This window comes from Saccharolobus shibatae B12, assembly GCF_019175345.1.
GTDB lineage: Archaea > Thermoproteota > Thermoprotei_A > Sulfolobales > Sulfolobaceae > Saccharolobus > Saccharolobus shibatae.
In genome coordinates this window covers 2,818,665-2,834,768 of sequence record NZ_CP077717.1, presented here as the reverse complement: position 1 = coordinate 2,834,768, position 16,104 = coordinate 2,818,665, and the positions used below count along the sequence as shown (strand labels likewise).

Below are 16,104 nucleotides of genomic sequence, written 5' to 3'. Positions count from 1 at the left end.
ATTTAACTTATAGCATCAAATGACGATTGAAGTGCCTTTATATGCGCTAATATCTCGTCCGCAGTATTTCTGACTGTCATTAAGTCATTTGGCTTTGTAATTCTCATCTTTATTACAATCTCTAACTCTTTGCCTTCAACCTTGGTTTGAATTGACATTCCTTCTGGTAAATTTACATTATCAACGTTTAAACTTCTTATAATTAGTTCTGCATCTTCACATTCCGATAAGATTCTTAACTCTATCATCAATTTTAATCAACCCTTCTTTCTTTATTGATGGGATAAAAAATCTACTAGTGTAAAGCTTATCATTATCTTTTATTACTATCATTTTATCTCTCCTTATCTTTTGTAATTGTAACAATATTATTTGCACCAAAAAAGGAGAATTAAAATTGGCTGTTTCAACAATATAATACGATTGCTTATTTTCAACTAAATTAATTGAGAATCCCTTGGAGAGAGTTTGTCTAAATCTGCTGATTAATGCCTCAGCATAAGATGACGATAAAACAAACTGCAAGATCTCATTACTACCGATAGTATCAAACGAATAAATTAACGAAAACGCTAACTCTAATATATCATAATCAAGATAAAAAAATCTATCCGTAATTATATCATCTCTGGTAAATTTCGGGTTTTCTTTTACAATAGTAGAAATTATTCTGAAAAGTAATGTATTTAACTGACTCTCGTTTAGATCTTCTAGTTTTGCTATTTCACTAGTATTTATTTCCTTTATAAGATTTATTGTATTTTCTCTATTGCCAGATATACTAGGTATATAAGGATCCAGAGAAAACATTAACGATAAAAAGAGTGGTAAAGTTTTATATGCTGGGATTTTCAGATTTTTTTCAGTAGTTATATCAAATTTTTCCATTTCTCTTATTATTTCTAGTTCCCATTCAGAAAATGGTCTTCTATCTACTATTGTTGATGTTACAATACAACTAGTAATTGGTAAAACATCTTCAGCAGTTATAGGCAAATATGAGCAAAAGGAGTTTTGTCCTAAGAAATACTTTTTCTTATCATCTATTATCCATTTACCGTTAGAGTCAAGTCTGATTTGCGTCTCACATTCTTCTGGAATGAACGAAAGAATGAAAGAATTCTTAGTATTCTTGGAAATAATGAATGAAAATAATATAGGCTCTATAGAATAGTATACAGATAAACACAAACTATCCTTTGAATATATATTCCTAACTACTTCCCTTATTTCTTGGTTATTGGGCTCTCCTAAGAATACTTCCATTACTATCTCTTTAGAATTTCTTTTGACCATTTTTTAAGCTCTTCAAAGCTCATATCCTTAAAGAAAATAGATCCAAGTAAGTTTGATATGATATAGTTTAATCTTGTTGCAAAGACATAAGAGGGATTTAAAAATATTGATAGTGCTAACTCCCCCACTACTGCAGCAGATGGTATTGGTATTAATATAGATACTTGATATAAAAAAGAGATAAAAACTGACATAAAAATATTATGTGTAATATAATAAAAATAGCCGCCATAGCAAGCGAAACCAAGTATATCAATTATGATATAAATTGCAAAATCCTTTGTAGTTCCCTGCTTAAGGTAATACTTAAATTCCATATAATCTGTCACAATTCGTTCCATTTTAACTATCTTAAAGATGAATTGTTCTATTTTGTTTACTTTATCATGCTGCAAGTAAAAATACGATAGTGCAGCTATCCATCCAGCTATGTTAAATAATACGACCAAAATGAATATAAATTCTAATGGGTTAAAAAAGAATGGCAATAGTAAAATATAACCCAAACATATTGCAAGTACATCTATGGATCCTATAAGGATAGAGTAACTAAATGCTTGCCTTAAATTTACTTCATGTTTATTGTAAACTAAGCTTCTAACTAGTTCCTGCCCAGCCCATCCAGGTAATAACAGACCTATAAAATTACCCAGTAATCTAGCTCTTAATGCTATGTCTACTCTACGCTTAATTAGCAATGAATCCTTAAATGATGAGATGGAATTCTGAGCAACATACGCTAAAAGAAAAATTAGAAAGAATTTGGGATCCTCCTTTAATACATATATTACATTGATTTTAAATATGTATGCATAGATTACAATAACCACAAATGGAAGAACAATCGCCGCAATGTATTTCTTATCCATTATCTTCCCCTTTTCTCGAAACATCCAATATTAGGATAACATAAAATTACATTCCCGATGTTTTTAAAAACTTTAGGCTTATCTAACTCAGTTACTTTCATATTAACCCTAAATATTCCGCAGTTAGGTTTAGTTATTTTCTGATTTAGAAAAGGGTATTCATTTAGTACACATGTCTTGCATTGAAAGTTCTTCTCGACGTTTATCCTCTCAATTTTTAGTTCTCTAGAATCTATGTAAAACAACGAGTAATCCGGATTACCTCTCAAATGATTAAGCATTAAATTAACTTGGAGCGTGGCTGTTAATTCTACTATTAATGGAGTAGTTCCGATGACATCGCACGAATTTCCAATTTCATCTTGATCTGAATAATTAATAAAACAAGATAGGCAAGAAGTTTGATTAGAATCTATTAATTTAACAGAGCCATATTCACCATTAATCCCTCCATATATTAGGATTTTTCGCAATTTTACTGTGGCATCATTTAATAATAACTTGTAGTACAAACTATCTAAAGCATCAAATACATAATCCTTATCAGAAATTAGCTTCTCAACATTTTGCTCGTCAAGTATATCTATAATATAATTTATTTTGATTGAAGAATTTATAAGAGATAACTTTTTAGCACAAATCTCTGCTTTAGGCTTACCTACATCGTTCTCGTCAAACAAATGAACCCTATGCAAATTAGTTACGTCTACTACATCTGCATCAATTACAGTTATCTCTCCAACTCCTAATCTAGCTAAGAGCTCCGCAATAGCAGAACCCAAAGCTCCACAACCTGCAATTAATATCTTTACTTCATTTAACCTCTGTTGAATTCCTAATCCTAAGACTAAGAGCTGCCTAGAATACCTTTCCACAAGATTATAATGTAGAATAATCTTTAAAAATAAGTGTTGCCTACTAAAAGTGGGGATTGATATTGTTCCAATGGAAAAAGGTGGAGGAAGTGATGGAACTCCAATATCAATAGAAGAATTGGATAAGTTAAGGCAAGTAGCTGAAAAGGCAAGAAGAAATGTAATCAAAATGCTGTTTTATGATCAGACAATCCATGTAGGATCTTCTCTGAGTAGCATAGAGATACTAACTACATTAATATTCAAGCACATAAGGACTGATTCAAGCTTAGTGAATAAGGACTGGTTAATTTTAAGTAAAGGTCATGCAGCACCAGCTCTTTATGCTGTTCTAGCTGAAAAAGGTTATATAAAGGAAGAGGAACTTTGGAGAATACAAGATATAACTGGATTACTACAAGGTCATCCAGAGACTTCTATTCCCGGTGTAGATATGTCGACTGGTAGTTTAGGGCAAGGATTAAGCTTTGGAATAGGTGTTGCTACTGGTATAAAAATGGCTAATGGAAGTGGAAGAGTGTATGTGGTAATGGGTGATGGAGAACAAGATGAGGGAGAGATATGGGAGGCTATGACACATGCAGTAGTTAGAAATCTTGACAACTTGATTGCATTTATAGAGATGAACAATTTCCAGCTTGATGGTTCAACGGAGGAGATAAAACCAAAGAACTTCTTACCTAAGGTATGGGAAGCGGTAGGTTGGAAAGTGTTAAACTGTGATGGGCATGATTTCATAAGCATTACTAATGCAATCAATGAGGCACATAAGGCAGGTAAACCTGTTGTAATATTCGCTAAAACTGTAAGAGGAAAGGGATTCCCCGCAATAGAAAATACCCATAAACAGAGGTCTAGTCCAGATGATGCAAGGAAATATCTACTCAATGCGTGAAACTTTCGGAAGATTGTTAGCAGATCTAGGAGATAAGAACAAAGATCTAATTGTGATAACTGCAGATGTAGGAGACTCTACCAGAGCATTATACTTTAGAGAGAAGTTTAAGGATAGATACTTTAATATCGGCATATCAGAGCAAGACATGGTAAATTTTGCTGCTGGCTTAGCTGCTGTTGGAAAAAAACCTGCTATAGTTAATTTTGGGATGTTCTTAATGAGAGCTTGGGAGCAAATAAGGAATAGTATAGCTAGAATGAATCTGGATGTTAAGATGTTTGTAACGCACACCGGATATAGTGACCATGGTGATGGATCTAGTCATCAAGTTCTTGAAGATATAGCGTTAATGCGTGTTTTACCAAACATGAAAGTAATAGTACCGGCGGATCCTAAGGATATTGAAAGAAGCTTACCAGTAATAATCAATGAGGAAAGAGGCCCATTGTACTATAGGATAGGTAGGGAGTATTCACCACCAATTACAGTAGGTCAAGAATATGAATTCAAAATTGGCAAAGCTTACGTAATTAAGGATGGAAGCGACTTAGCCATAATGGGGGCAGGTGTGGTTTTGTGGGACGCCTTAAAGGCAGCTGAGGAATTAGAGAAATTGGGAATTAGTGTAGCGGTTATAAATTTATTCTCAATAAAGCCGATAGATGAAAGTACTATAGAATACTATGCTAGAAAGACTGGTAAGATAATTACGATTGAAGAGCATAGTATATATGGAGGTATTGGTTCTGCCGTTGCAGAGGTTACAGCTAGGCGTTATCCAGTACCCATAAGATTTGTAGGTGCCACGACTTTTGGAAGGTCTGCTAGAAGTCAAAGGGATCTACTAGATTACTATAATATAAACTATAAAACTATTATAAGGGAGACAATTGATTTATTGAAGTAGATGACTGAAGAAATAGCACGACTAAGGGAAGAAATAGATAAGGTAGATGAGCAGTTAGTAAAATTGATCTCGTATAGATTAGAATTATCTAGAAAAATAGGGAGAGCTAAGTTAAATTCCAACATAAATGTTACCGACGAGAATAGGGAAACGAAAGTTAGAGAAAGATGGATATCTAACGCAAAAAAGTATAACATTCCGAATAGTTTAGTCGAATCAATATTACCTTTAATTTTTTCCTATTCTAAATTAGTTCAGATAAATCCTGGAGAGAAAGAGAAGGTAGTAATATATGGATACGGTGGAATGGCTAGATCGATTGTTTCTATTCTTTCATTAGCTGGTCATGAGGTATCGATTACTGGAAGAGATTTAAGTAAAGCGGAGATTTTGGCTAATCAGTTTAAATGCGTAAGTATGGCTCCATTAAGAGCAGTAGATTGGGGAGATATAATTATATTTGCAATACCTCCTAATGCTATATTAAGTAATTCTAATGAGCTATTTTCAGATAAGCTTAAAGGCAAAGTTGTGATGGATATTAGTTCTTCTAAATTTGATGTTTTTAAATTTCTAGAAGAATTATCTAGACAATTGGAATTCAAGTACATTTCTACTCATCCACTTTTCGGCCCAATTGAATATCCCGTAGGTGAGAGAATAGTAATTATACCTTCCCAAACTAGTTCTAATAATGATATTATAAGGATTGAGAATTTTTGGAGAAAAAGTGGTTTAGTACCTATTATAACAGATGTCGAAACTCATGAAAAGGCCATGGCGATTGTTCAAGTTCTAGCACATTATTATCTTTTAGGTTTATCCAATGCAATTGAAACTTTATCATTAGAGTTAGGTGTAGATTATAGTAATTTTCATACTACAAACTTTAGAGAATTAAATAAGATTTTAAAGAGGGTCAAAGAGCTGAAAAGTGTAATTATTGAGATACAAAAGCAAAATCCTTATTCTTATAAAGTTAGAAATATAGGTTTAGAGGAACTTAAAAAGATTAAAGAAGAATTAGAGGGAGGTAAATAGAATGATCTTATACGTCCTTAAAGATAAAAGTGATTACTCCACACTGGTAGAAAAGCTAAATGAAAATTCAGCCTCTTTTAAAGTACTAAACCTATATGGTAAGAACTTGATATTAGCCTGGCCAGATCAAAACACTAAAGGTATCATTGATAGTAGTATAGAAATAGCTGTGGAAGTTAAGAAAAGTTATGTCTTAGCTAGTAATGATTGGAAAAAGCAACCGACAGTAGTAACTGTGAAAGATGTAGAAATTGGTAGTAAAAAGGTAATAGTAGCCGCAGGTCCTTGTGCAGTAGAAAGCGAAGAGCAAGTCCTTACTACTGCCAAAGCTGTCAAAAGAGCTGGCGCATCACTACTTAGAGGAGGTGCTTACAAACCTAGGACAAGTCCATACTCCTTCCAAGGTCTAGGAGAAGAAGGAGTAAAAATCTTGAAGAGAGTAGGAGACGAAGTGGGTTTACCTATTGTCACAGAAATAATGGATACTAGAGATTCTGCCATATTTACCCAATACGTTGATATGATACAGATTGGAGCTAGGAATGCACAGAATTTCTCCCTATTAAAGGAAGTTGGTAAGTTAGGAAAACCAGTACTACTTAAGAGAGGTATGGGAAATACAGTAGAGGAATGGCTTCAGGCTGCAGAATATATTTTACTAGAGGGAAATGGTAATACGGTGTTATGCGAAAGAGGAATAAGAACCTTTGAAAAGTCGACTAGGTTCACACTAGACATAGGTGGAATGGTAGCTGCTAAGCTAATGACGCATTTACCCATTTGTGCTGATCCAAGCCATCCTGCAGGAAAAAGAGAACTTGTACATTCTTTAGCGCTGGCTGCAGTTGCTGCAGGTGCTGATATGTTATTGGTTGAAGTTCATCCACGTCCAGAAAAGGCATTAAGTGATTCAGAGCAACAACTAACACCAGAATCATTCGAAGTCCTAATGGATAGGATTAGAGCATTAGCTAGAGCCTTAGGTAGAGATGCATGAGAGAATCCTTAGAAGACATCTGTTGCTCTAAAATAAGGGTAATAGTGGGTGAAAGTTCACTTTCAAAATTATCTGAGATTAGAGATAGTAACACTATAGTTATTTATTCAAAGAGAGTCGATGTAACGGATAAAATTAATAAGTATTTACCAAATGCATATTTCATTCCCATCAATGATGGGGAAAGTGCTAAAGAATTATCTAATGTAATCTCTATAGTAGAGAAGTTATTTGAAAGAAATTTAGATAGAGGGGATTATGTTATTGCTGTTGGTGGGGGAACAGTAACTGATGTAGCAGGCTTCATAGCGTCGATATATTTAAGGGGATTGAACTTAGTAAACGTACCAACGACCTTTTTGGGCATGGTTGATGCCGCAATAGGAGGTAAGAATGGAGTAAATTTTAATAATATAAAGAACTTAATTGGAACATTCTATCAACCTAGTATGATAATTTCTGATTTAGAATTTTTGGAAACTTTACCAATAGAAGAATTAAAGAAGGGATTAGCTGAAGTAATCAAATATGGCTTGACTCTAGATAAAGAATTGTATGACTATTTATCTTTAAATAAGGATAGGGTAATAAATAAAGATAAGCAAGTATTGGAAGAGGTAATCTTTAGATCTACATTAGATAAACTTGGCATTGTGAAAGAAGATGAGAGAGAAACCAAAGGAATACGAATAGTTCTAAATTTCGGTCATACTATAGGTCATGCTATAGAAGCTGGTTCCTCTTTTAATATTCCTCACGGTTACGCTATTTCTGTAGGAATGGTTTGTGAGGCTAAAATTGCTGAGGAGTTAGGTTATGCGGAGGAAGGAGTAGTAGAAGACGTCTTATGGTTATTACAACTTTATGGATTGCCTTATGATATATCTCAAATAGATACTCCAATAGATATTAGGCTTGCGTTAAATGCAATTAATATGGATAAAAAACATAGGAAAGATGTAATTTTGATGCCCTTTCCCACTAGAATAGGTAGCTGGAAAAAAGTCGAAGTCCCTCTAGATACTATAAAGGGGTTTGCTGAACAATGCTTGAAGAAATAAATTATGACACTAAGTTATTTGGACTAATAGGTAAAAACATAAAATACACGTTATCTCCTTATATTCATAATTTCTCATTTAGAACATTAGGAATAAATGCGGTTTACCTAGTTTTTGATCTCGATGAAATGAAATTTAATCGTATAATTAATGGTTTATTGGAAATTGCAGAGGGGCTTAACGTTACGATACCGTACAAGGAGGAAGTAATGAAATATTTAGATAATACTGATACATACTCCACAAGAATTCAAGCTGTAAATACAATATACAAAAAGAGTGGTTATAACACTGATTATTTGGCAATAAAAAATCTTGTCAGAAAGAAAATTGGAAATATGTCCGGCTATGAATGTTACGTATATGGTGCTGGAGGCGCAGCAAAAGCAGCAGCTTTTGCGTTATCTGAATTAGGATGCTCTAGCATTAGTATTGTAAATAGAACCAAGTTAAGGGCTAATGAGTTAGTTGAATTACTAAATAAGAACGGTTATAATGCGTCAATTAAGGAGAATTGTAATAGTACTAGCAATATTGTCGTTGTTAACAGTACTCCTAATCCTTCTGTAGTCCCCGAGAATTGTATTCAAAAATCCGACCTAATTATAGAATTTGTTTATAAGCCAGTTGAGACTGAGTTAATTAAAAATGCTAAAAAATATGGCATAAAATATATAGACGGTCTAGAAATATTAGTGAGTCAGGCTGTAGAAGCAGAGAAGATATGGTTTAATAAGAGTGTATCAGATGAAAAGATTATAGAGTATCTTTATGCCAGGGAACTCGTTTGGTAAACTATTTAGGGTAACCACGTTTGGAGAGAGTCATGGCTCTGCAGTGGGTGTAGTTATAGATGGGGTTCCAGCTGGTTTACCATTAACTGTCGAAGATATAAAGTTTGAATTAGAATTTAGGAGACCTGGAAGATTATATGTTTCTGGAAGAAGAGAAAAAGATGAACCAGAGATATTAAGTGGGATCTTTAATAATAGAACTACTGGATCTCCAATAGCAGTTATAGTACGAAATACTGATGTAATATCAAGTTTTTATGAGGAGATTAGGTATAAGCCAAGACCTGGGCATGCTGATCTTCCGTTTATAATGAAATATGGATATGAAAATTGGGATTATAGGGGAGGTGGAAGAGCAAGCGCTAGAGAAACGGTAGGTAGAGTAATAGCAGGTGCAGTGGCTAAGAAGTTGCTTATGTTGACAGATACTTGGATAGCAGGACATCTTAGGAGTTTAGGACCAGAAGAGTTAAATGAAGAGGTAACATTCGAGGAGGTTTTATGCTCAAGATATAGCCCAGTGAGAGCTAGTAAAAAGGTTCTTGAGGAAAAATATGAAGCGTTAATAAAGAAAGCTACTCAGGAGGGCGATAGTTATGGTGGAATTGCTGAAGTGATAACTAAAAATCCACCAATAGGGTTAGGAGAACCAGTGTTTGATAAGATGAAGGCTGAATTAGCTAAAGCAATAATGTCAATCCCTGCTGTAACGGGTTTCGAATACGGTTTAGGTTTTATGGCAAGCAAAATGAAAGGGAGTGAGGTCAATGATGAAATTATAAGAAAGGATAATAAAATCGGCTGGAAATATAATTACGCCGGGGGAATTTTAGGTGGTTTAACTAATGGCGAAGATCTTATAGTGAGATGCGCATTTAAACCTACTAGCTCGATTAGAAAGCCTCAAAAAACCATAGATTTAAGGAACTTAGAGGAAACTTACATTTCGGTAATTGGTAGACATGACCCAGCAGTAGCAATTAGAGGAGTTACTGTTGTAGAGTCAATGGTAGCACTAACCTTAGTAGACCATGCTATGCGTGCAGGGGTTATTCCACTAGTTAAACTTACAGAAGAGCAAGGTAATATTGTACAACAGCGTTGGGAGAGGTATGTGAGATCATGCAAACCTATGGAGGAGTCTCAATCATAAACGCGTTACCATCCTGGTATGGCTCATCCATGGCAGTTAATTTAAAGGTTAAAGTAGAGATTAGAGAAGGTAAAAGAGATTATTCTAAAGAGAGTGATCTAATTAGGGTCATTATTGATTACTTTAAAGAAAAGTACTCAATACCAGATATTGTAGTTGACATTGAATCTGAACTTCCACAGAAGAGTGGATTAAAAAGCAGTAGTGCAGTTTCTGTAGCTTTAATAGCTGAGATTGCAAAGCGATATAATCTAAGAAATATTAACCCTCCAGTGTTATCTGCAATACTTTCGTTGAAAGCTGGAGTATCATACACTGGAGCGCTTGATGATGCAACTGCATCATATTGTGGGGGAATAGCATTTACTTATAATAAGATGTTTAGAATAGTAAAGTTGGATAACCCCGAGGATGATTTATCTGTTCTCATATTGGCTAGGGGAGGAAGGCAAAAATCGGTCAATTTAAACGAGTTAAGAAAATACAATCGCGTCTTTGAGGAGATTTTTAGGATAGCACTTAAGGATTCTTTGACTGCTATGAAGATTAATGGAATATTAATTGCAAATATTTTAGGTTACCCTTTAGATCCAATCGAAATAGCATTAAAGAATGGAGCGTTAGCTGCTGGGATTAGCGGAAATGGCCCGTCGTATTTTGCAGTATCTAAGTATGGAGAAGAAGGTCCAATATACGAAAGCCTTAAGAGATTTGGAGATGTTATTATAGCTAGGCCTGTAAGCCTTGATTGTAAGGATTTATCCATCAGAGATTAGTGGGACAATAAAAGCTCCTCAATCAAAAAGTTTAGCAATTAGACTAATTTTTCTCTCACTTTTTACTAGAATACATCTTCACAATCTAGTTCTATCGGAAGATGTTATAGACGCTATAAATTCAGTAAGGGCATTAGGAGTTGAGGTGAAGAATAATTCCGAATTCATACCTCCAGAGAAATTAGAAATCAAGAAGAAGTTTATAAAATTGAAAGGTTCAGGGACTACTCTTAGGATGCTTATTCCAATAGTAGCTGCAATAGGTGGAGAAGTGACAATTGATGCCGAAGAGAGTTTAAGGAGAAGACCTTTAAAAAGAATCGTAGAAGCATTGAGTAATTATGGCATATCTTTTTCTTCCTCTAGCTTGCCTTTAACCATCACCGGAAAGTTAAGTAGTAATAATATAAAAATTTCTGGCGACGAGAGTAGCCAATACATTTCTGGCTTAATATATGCTCTTCATATCCTAAATGGTGGTAGTATTGAAATACTGCCCCCAATTTCGTCTAAAAGTTATATTCTGCTTACAGTAGATTTGTTTAATAGATTCGGTTCTAATGTTAAGTTTTATGGTAATAAGATTCATATTAATCCCAATAATTTAGTCGAATTTCAAGGAGAAGTAGCCGGAGATTATGGCTTAGCTTCATTTTATGCACTTTCTGCATTAGTTAGCGGTGGTAGAACTACAATAGTTAATTTATGGGAACCAAAGGAGTATTTCGGTGATCATAACATTGTTAAAATATTTAGGGAGATGGGTGCTACTAGTGAATATTCAGACGGTAAATGGTACGTCGAGGCTAAAGACAAATATTCTCCCATAAAAGTAAATATAGACGATGCACCTGACTTGGCTATGACAATTGCAGGATTAGCTGCAATAGCAGAGGGAACAAGTGAAATTACAGGGATTGAACGATTGAGGATTAAGGAAAGTGATAGAATCGAAAGCATAAGGAAAGTTTTAGGATTATATAGTGTAGGAAGTGAAGTGAAGTCTAATTCCATTTTGATATTTGGAATTAACAAAAGGATGTTGAGCTCTCCGGTTACGGACTGTTTAAATGATCACAGAGTAGCTATGATGTCTTCAGCTTTAGCTTTAGTGAATGGTGGGGTAATTACATCGGCTGAATGTGTAAGTAAGAGTAATCCTAATTACTGGCAAGACTTATTATCACTAAATGCGAAGATTTCTATTGAATGAGACCTTTAATAGTAGCCTCACTGCCAATAAAAAAGATAGAAGACTTAAAATTTATAGGTAATTTTTTAGATGCAGATCTAATAGAGCTAAGGCTTGATTATCTAAAAGATCTAGAGGTTAGTGTAATATCTGATTATTTTGAACTTTTAGATAAATACAAAAATAAATTAATAATAACGTTAAGAGATAAGGCAGAGGGGGGAATAAACGAATTAGCGGACGAATTAAAGATAAGACTTTTAAAGGAACTTTACGACAAACAATTTCTATATGATGTAGAGGTTTCATTTCTCCAAAAACATAACGTACCATACGATAATGCGATAGTTTCTATCCACTATTTTAACTATCTTCCAACTTCAGAAAAGGTAAAGGAGATTGTTAGTAAGTTTTATGAGAAAGCGTTTAGTGTTAAGATTGCAGTTCCTGATCTAAAAGGATATAAGGAGGTAATATTACCTCTTCTTGAATATGAAAACGTAACTGTAATTCCGATGAGTAATAATCCTTTAGAGAGGATCGCAGTGGGTCTACTTGGCTCAAAACTCGTCTATTCGTACGCAATAGAACCTTTAGCACAAGGTCAACTTTACTATAAAAAAGTAATCCAGATTTTTGATTATATTAATGATATAATAACTTCGTCTTCAGTTACCTGAATTTTGTATAATTTTATAGGCTTTTTGGCTGCTCCTTTCTTAGGTTCTCCAGTATATATGGAAAAATGAGAAAAATGACACTGACATACTAATTCCTCTTTTATGATGACGCCATATTTTGAAAGATCGCATCCCAAATGGGGACATCTATTATCAAAAACGAAAAATCTATCTGCTCCTAGATAAAAAATGACTAATTCTTGTCCATTTGGTAGTGTTATTTTTCTCTTTTCACCTGTTTTAAAACTAGTCTTACTTATCCTTATATTTTCCACGTCTTTAATATGAGCTAATGGAAAATTAAAGTAAACCATTTATAAGTAAAATACTCTTAATACAGTAACATTGACCTTAATGGGTGATTTTTTAGTAACTAATACTAAAAATTTTTCCTTAGCGGTTACTTAATCTTGTTAATCAAATTGTAAGATTTAAACATAATAGTCGTAGAATAATAAAAACTGCTTAAAAGATTATGAACAAACAATTTATAAGATTGGAAGCAAATTAAGTAGAGTAGAGGAAATCAAAGATGTTAGAAATAAGTGAAGATCTTAAAGCAAAACTTGATTACAGAATCTTTGAGATAGTTCAAAATTCACCTGCTACCGAAATTAGAGCCATAATCATAACCTCTTTACCACCATCAAGTGATGTGATAAATGAGATTCAAAAAGAGTCATTAAAGATAGAAAGAGTATTTAATATAATGAACGTTGTAAAAGTTAGAGGAAAAGCAAAGGCCATTGTATCCTTACTGGATAAGTCTTTTGTAAAGTACATTATGCTAGAAGAAGTTATAGTAAACACTCCACAATTAATCTAATGTGGAACTTAGAGAGTGGCAAAGCAAAATAGCTGAAAAAATTGTTGAAGCATTAAGAAATAATTTTTTAGTCTCATTACAAGCACCTACTGGTAGCGGTAAGACTCTATTTGCACTCTACGCTTCTTTCAAGGTTAAGCCGAAAGTGGCATTTATTGTCAGAACCCATAATGAGTTTTTCCCAGTCTATAGAGAACTATCACTGTATTTTAAAGATAAAAAATATGGATTTTTAGTCGGTAAATCTTCTGCGTGTGTTTTTAGTTCTTCCGACGTTGATCCCCAAGATATATATTGTAGTGGATGTGAAATTTTTAACGCGTCCACAATTACTATAACTGATCCGCCAAAGGCAAGTCTGAATAGACTAAAGGAGGAGGGTAAAAAATTAGGGTTTTGCCCATACTACTCGCTATTGGAGAGTATAAAAAGCGCTGATGTGGTACTACTCACTTATCCTTATCTGTTTATACCTTGGCTTAGAGAATCCTTAGATATTAATTGGGAGGACTATGTTGTCGTGATAGATGAGGCTCATAATATAGAGAATGTTTCTAATATAGAGGAGAAAAAGTTAAACAAAAGAATCATAGAGATGGCAATTTCTCAAACTAAATCACAGAATGTGAGATTAATATTGGAAAGGCTCAAGGAAAACATAGAACAAATAATCTATTCAGAGGATAAATATATACTTATTGAAAAGGACAAATTAGCCAGCATCATTCCTCCTAATGAGGAAATTGAGAGTCTAGCTGAGGAATATGAAGAAGTTAGAAAGAATATGATAAAAAATAAGACAGTAAGTAGGAATTATCTTGGTTCAATTTTGAGGTTTTTTGATTTAGTTAATGATGAAAGAGTTAGAGTTTTTTCATATTCAAATTCCTTGGTTGCAAAATATATAATACCCTCCTATTTTACTGATATACTAAACGATGAAAAAATTACCTATATGTTAATGTCAGGTACTATGCAACCCTTGGATTATCTTAGAAATATTATAGGAATTACTAGAAAAATATTATATGTTGACGCTGAAAAGGTCATGAAAAAGAGATTAACTGGGACATATGAGTGTCTTATATCTATAGATGTTACAACTACTTATAGTTTAAGGTCAGAGCAGATGGCACGTAAATACGCATCATATTTATTAAAAATTTTCTATAATTCCAGAAAGCATGTTCTAGCTATATTTCCTAGCTACGAGTTTATGCGAATTGTATCTAAATTTCTAAATGTAAGATATTTGGCAGAGGATGCAGAAACCAATATCGAAGAGATAATGAGTAATCTGAAAAAAGAAAAAACAATTATAATGGGTATAGCAAGGGGTAAGTTAGCTGAAGGAATTGAAATAGTTGAAAACGGAAGTAGTTTGATATCAGATGTGGCAATGGTAGGTATCCCTTATCCTCCAATAGATGATTACTTAAAGATACGTATTGAGGAGATATCAAAAAGACTGAAAAAAGATATTAGTAGCGAACTAATCGGCATACAAGCATTAATTGCGGTAAAACAATCCATAGGTAGGGCCATCAGAGGTCCAATGGATAGCGCAACAGTATGGCTTCTCGATAAAAGATATGACAGTCTATGGTGGAAGAAAGAACTTAATTGCTTGAATGCAAGGAAAATTAAACTGTGAAATAGAAATGGAAGTACAGATTTTTACTCACAAAAACTGTGTAGAATGTAATATGCTTCTTGAATATTTAGAGAATAAGGGACTATTGGGGAAAGTAAAAATTATTGATACTGAATTATATCCATTTTTAGCTTTTGAAAGGGGCGTCATTTCAACACCGTCCATTTTTATAGATGGGAAATTAGTGTATGCGGGTATTGTAGATTTTGAGGAGTTCGAAAGGATTTTAAGTGGAGAAAAAGTAACTAGGCAAATAGATAAGGATAAGTTAGTTGAAAAATTAATGCTTGGTATAGTTGACTCTTTCGCTGCTACAGCTTGGTTGTATATTAATAGAGACTTTGATTCGTTCCTAGCGCAAAAGGATTTCGTGATGGCAGTAACTGGATTATCCCTTTTAGATGAGAAGGAAAGAGAAGAATATTATAATTATTTAAGAAACATAATGATAAAAGAAGGAGAGAAGCATCTAGAGGAATGGAAACCCAGAATGCTAAGAAATATATCGTCTAATTTCATTAGGGAGATATTTTGGTTATATGAGACAAAAATAAGTAAAGAAGTAGTCATGCAGAAATATCCAGTAGAAGTTTTCGCCCATTGGCTAATGGTAAGAGGCGGTACAGTAGGAAGAGTTGGTCTAAGGATTTATCCACTTTCTGATTCCACTTTAATGAGAAGGGTACTAGAGGCATATAACTTCATGTTAGGGAACTACGATGACATATTTAATAAGGTTCAAAAAGAGCAAACGGAACTGAAGGCTAAAAATAGGGAACAAGTAAGGTATTTACAAATTTAAAAACCTAACCATTAAAGCTAAAAACGTTTTAAACTTTTTAATCTCTGTTAAAATAACTCCTTTTATGGAGAAATTAGATCTTAGGGGAAAACCATGCGAAGAATTTATTCTAGAAATTTCAAAATATTTGGTAGCTATGAAAGTAGGTGATAGCATATTAGTACTAACAGATAAAGATAGAGTTCTATGTACTCATCAACTTCTAAGAAATGCTCCTAGGTACCTTTTTAAAGCGGATCTAGTTGACGACCATGCTGAGATTACTATAAAAAGACTAAGATAG

Annotated in this window: 19 protein-coding genes; 14 read left to right on the top strand and 5 right to left on the bottom strand. The window is 33.7% G+C overall.

All coding sequences use genetic code 11. From position 1 onward, the window contains the following. Nucleotides 1-2: 2 nt before the first annotated feature. The 4 genes from J5U23_RS15245 to J5U23_RS15230 are packed head-to-tail and all read right to left on the bottom strand — an operon-like array spanning nt 3 to nt 3,208. Entirely contained in the window at nt 3-248 is a 246-nt protein-coding gene (locus tag J5U23_RS15245; protein ID WP_218258900.1) for a KEOPS complex subunit Pcc1, read from the bottom strand. Then, a complete protein-coding gene (locus J5U23_RS15240) occupies nt 217-1,296 on the bottom strand; it encodes a single-stranded DNA exonuclease (RefSeq protein ID WP_218258899.1) in 1,080 nt (359 codons plus the stop codon). Before J5U23_RS15240 ends, J5U23_RS15245 begins: the two co-directional genes overlap by 32 nt. Then, entirely contained in the window at nt 1,269-2,165 is an 897-nt protein-coding gene (locus J5U23_RS15235; RefSeq protein WP_218266571.1) for a flippase-like domain-containing protein, read from the bottom strand. The genes J5U23_RS15240 and J5U23_RS15235 overlap by 28 nt, the downstream gene beginning before the upstream one ends. Next, nucleotides 2,165-3,208 (bottom strand): HesA/MoeB/ThiF family protein, encoded by a 1,044-nt coding sequence (locus J5U23_RS15230; RefSeq protein ID WP_218266570.1) that lies wholly within the window; start codon nt 3,206-3,208, stop codon nt 2,165-2,167. Before J5U23_RS15230 ends, J5U23_RS15235 begins: the two co-directional genes overlap by 1 nt. Here J5U23_RS15230 and J5U23_RS15225 point away from each other — a divergent pair. From J5U23_RS15225 to J5U23_RS15180, 10 genes are read left to right on the top strand one after another with little or no spacing between them, the layout of a single operon-like run. Continuing rightward, nucleotides 3,111-3,935 carry a transketolase gene (locus tag J5U23_RS15225; RefSeq protein ID WP_218266569.1) on the top strand — a complete coding sequence of 275 codons (825 nt, stop codon included), beginning with the start codon at nt 3,111-3,113 and terminating at the stop codon, nt 3,933-3,935. The two genes, J5U23_RS15230 and J5U23_RS15225, sit on opposite strands and share 98 nt — an antisense overlap. Then, nucleotides 3,904-4,845, top strand: coding sequence for a transketolase family protein (locus J5U23_RS15220; RefSeq protein ID WP_218266568.1), 942 nt, complete (start codon nt 3,904-3,906; stop codon nt 4,843-4,845). Before J5U23_RS15225 ends, J5U23_RS15220 begins: the two co-directional genes overlap by 32 nt. Continuing rightward, on the top strand, nt 4,846-5,886 hold the full coding sequence (locus tag J5U23_RS15215) for a chorismate mutase (RefSeq protein ID WP_218266567.1): 1,041 nt from the start codon (nt 4,846-4,848) through the stop codon (nt 5,884-5,886). 1 nt (nt 5,887) lies between these two features. Then, nucleotides 5,888-6,883 (top strand): 3-deoxy-7-phosphoheptulonate synthase, encoded by a 996-nt coding sequence (gene aroF / locus J5U23_RS15210; protein WP_218266566.1) that lies wholly within the window; start codon nt 5,888-5,890, stop codon nt 6,881-6,883. Further along, a complete protein-coding gene (gene aroB / locus J5U23_RS15205) occupies nt 6,880-7,944 on the top strand; it encodes a 3-dehydroquinate synthase (protein WP_218266565.1) in 1,065 nt (354 codons plus the stop codon). Before aroF ends, aroB begins: the two co-directional genes overlap by 4 nt. Further along, nucleotides 7,929-8,738, top strand: coding sequence for a shikimate dehydrogenase family protein (locus J5U23_RS15200; RefSeq protein WP_218260933.1), 810 nt, complete (start codon nt 7,929-7,931; stop codon nt 8,736-8,738). Before aroB ends, J5U23_RS15200 begins: the two co-directional genes overlap by 16 nt. Continuing rightward, on the top strand, nt 8,716-9,891 hold the full coding sequence (gene aroC / locus J5U23_RS15195) for a chorismate synthase (RefSeq protein ID WP_218266564.1): 1,176 nt from the start codon (nt 8,716-8,718) through the stop codon (nt 9,889-9,891). The genes J5U23_RS15200 and aroC overlap by 23 nt, the downstream gene beginning before the upstream one ends. Then, nucleotides 9,861-10,667 (top strand): shikimate kinase, encoded by an 807-nt coding sequence (locus tag J5U23_RS15190; RefSeq protein ID WP_218266563.1) that lies wholly within the window; start codon nt 9,861-9,863, stop codon nt 10,665-10,667. The genes aroC and J5U23_RS15190 overlap by 31 nt, the downstream gene beginning before the upstream one ends. Next, a complete protein-coding gene (aroA, locus tag J5U23_RS15185) occupies nt 10,636-11,880 on the top strand; it encodes a 3-phosphoshikimate 1-carboxyvinyltransferase (RefSeq protein WP_218266562.1) in 1,245 nt (414 codons plus the stop codon). The genes J5U23_RS15190 and aroA overlap by 32 nt, the downstream gene beginning before the upstream one ends. Then, nucleotides 11,877-12,539 (top strand): type I 3-dehydroquinate dehydratase, encoded by a 663-nt coding sequence (locus J5U23_RS15180; RefSeq protein ID WP_218266561.1) that lies wholly within the window; start codon nt 11,877-11,879, stop codon nt 12,537-12,539. Before aroA ends, J5U23_RS15180 begins: the two co-directional genes overlap by 4 nt. On the opposite strand, the gene J5U23_RS15175 is transcribed toward J5U23_RS15180, so the two are convergent. Continuing rightward, nucleotides 12,500-12,853, bottom strand: coding sequence for a Rieske (2Fe-2S) protein (locus tag J5U23_RS15175; protein ID WP_218266560.1), 354 nt, complete (start codon nt 12,851-12,853; stop codon nt 12,500-12,502). The genes J5U23_RS15180 and J5U23_RS15175 overlap by 40 nt on opposite strands. A 218-nt stretch (nt 12,854-13,071) precedes the next feature. Between J5U23_RS15175 and J5U23_RS15170 the strand changes: the two genes are divergently transcribed. From J5U23_RS15170 to J5U23_RS15155, 4 genes are all read left to right on the top strand, one after another. After that, nucleotides 13,072-13,365 (top strand): hypothetical protein, encoded by a 294-nt coding sequence (locus J5U23_RS15170; RefSeq protein WP_012711765.1) that lies wholly within the window; start codon nt 13,072-13,074, stop codon nt 13,363-13,365. A gap of 1 nt (nt 13,366) precedes the next feature. Beyond that, nucleotides 13,367-15,019 carry a helicase C-terminal domain-containing protein gene (locus tag J5U23_RS15165; RefSeq protein WP_218258885.1) on the top strand — a complete coding sequence of 551 codons (1,653 nt, stop codon included), beginning with the start codon at nt 13,367-13,369 and terminating at the stop codon, nt 15,017-15,019. A gap of 7 nt (nt 15,020-15,026) precedes the next feature. Further along, a complete protein-coding gene (locus tag J5U23_RS15160; protein WP_218266559.1) occupies nt 15,027-15,821 on the top strand; it encodes a thioredoxin family protein in 795 nt (264 codons plus the stop codon). A gap of 64 nt (nt 15,822-15,885) precedes the next feature. After that, the gene (locus tag J5U23_RS15155; RefSeq protein ID WP_218258884.1) at nt 15,886-16,104 is read left to right on the top strand and encodes a sulfurtransferase TusA family protein; all 219 of its coding nucleotides are present in this window, start codon (nt 15,886-15,888) and stop codon (nt 16,102-16,104) included.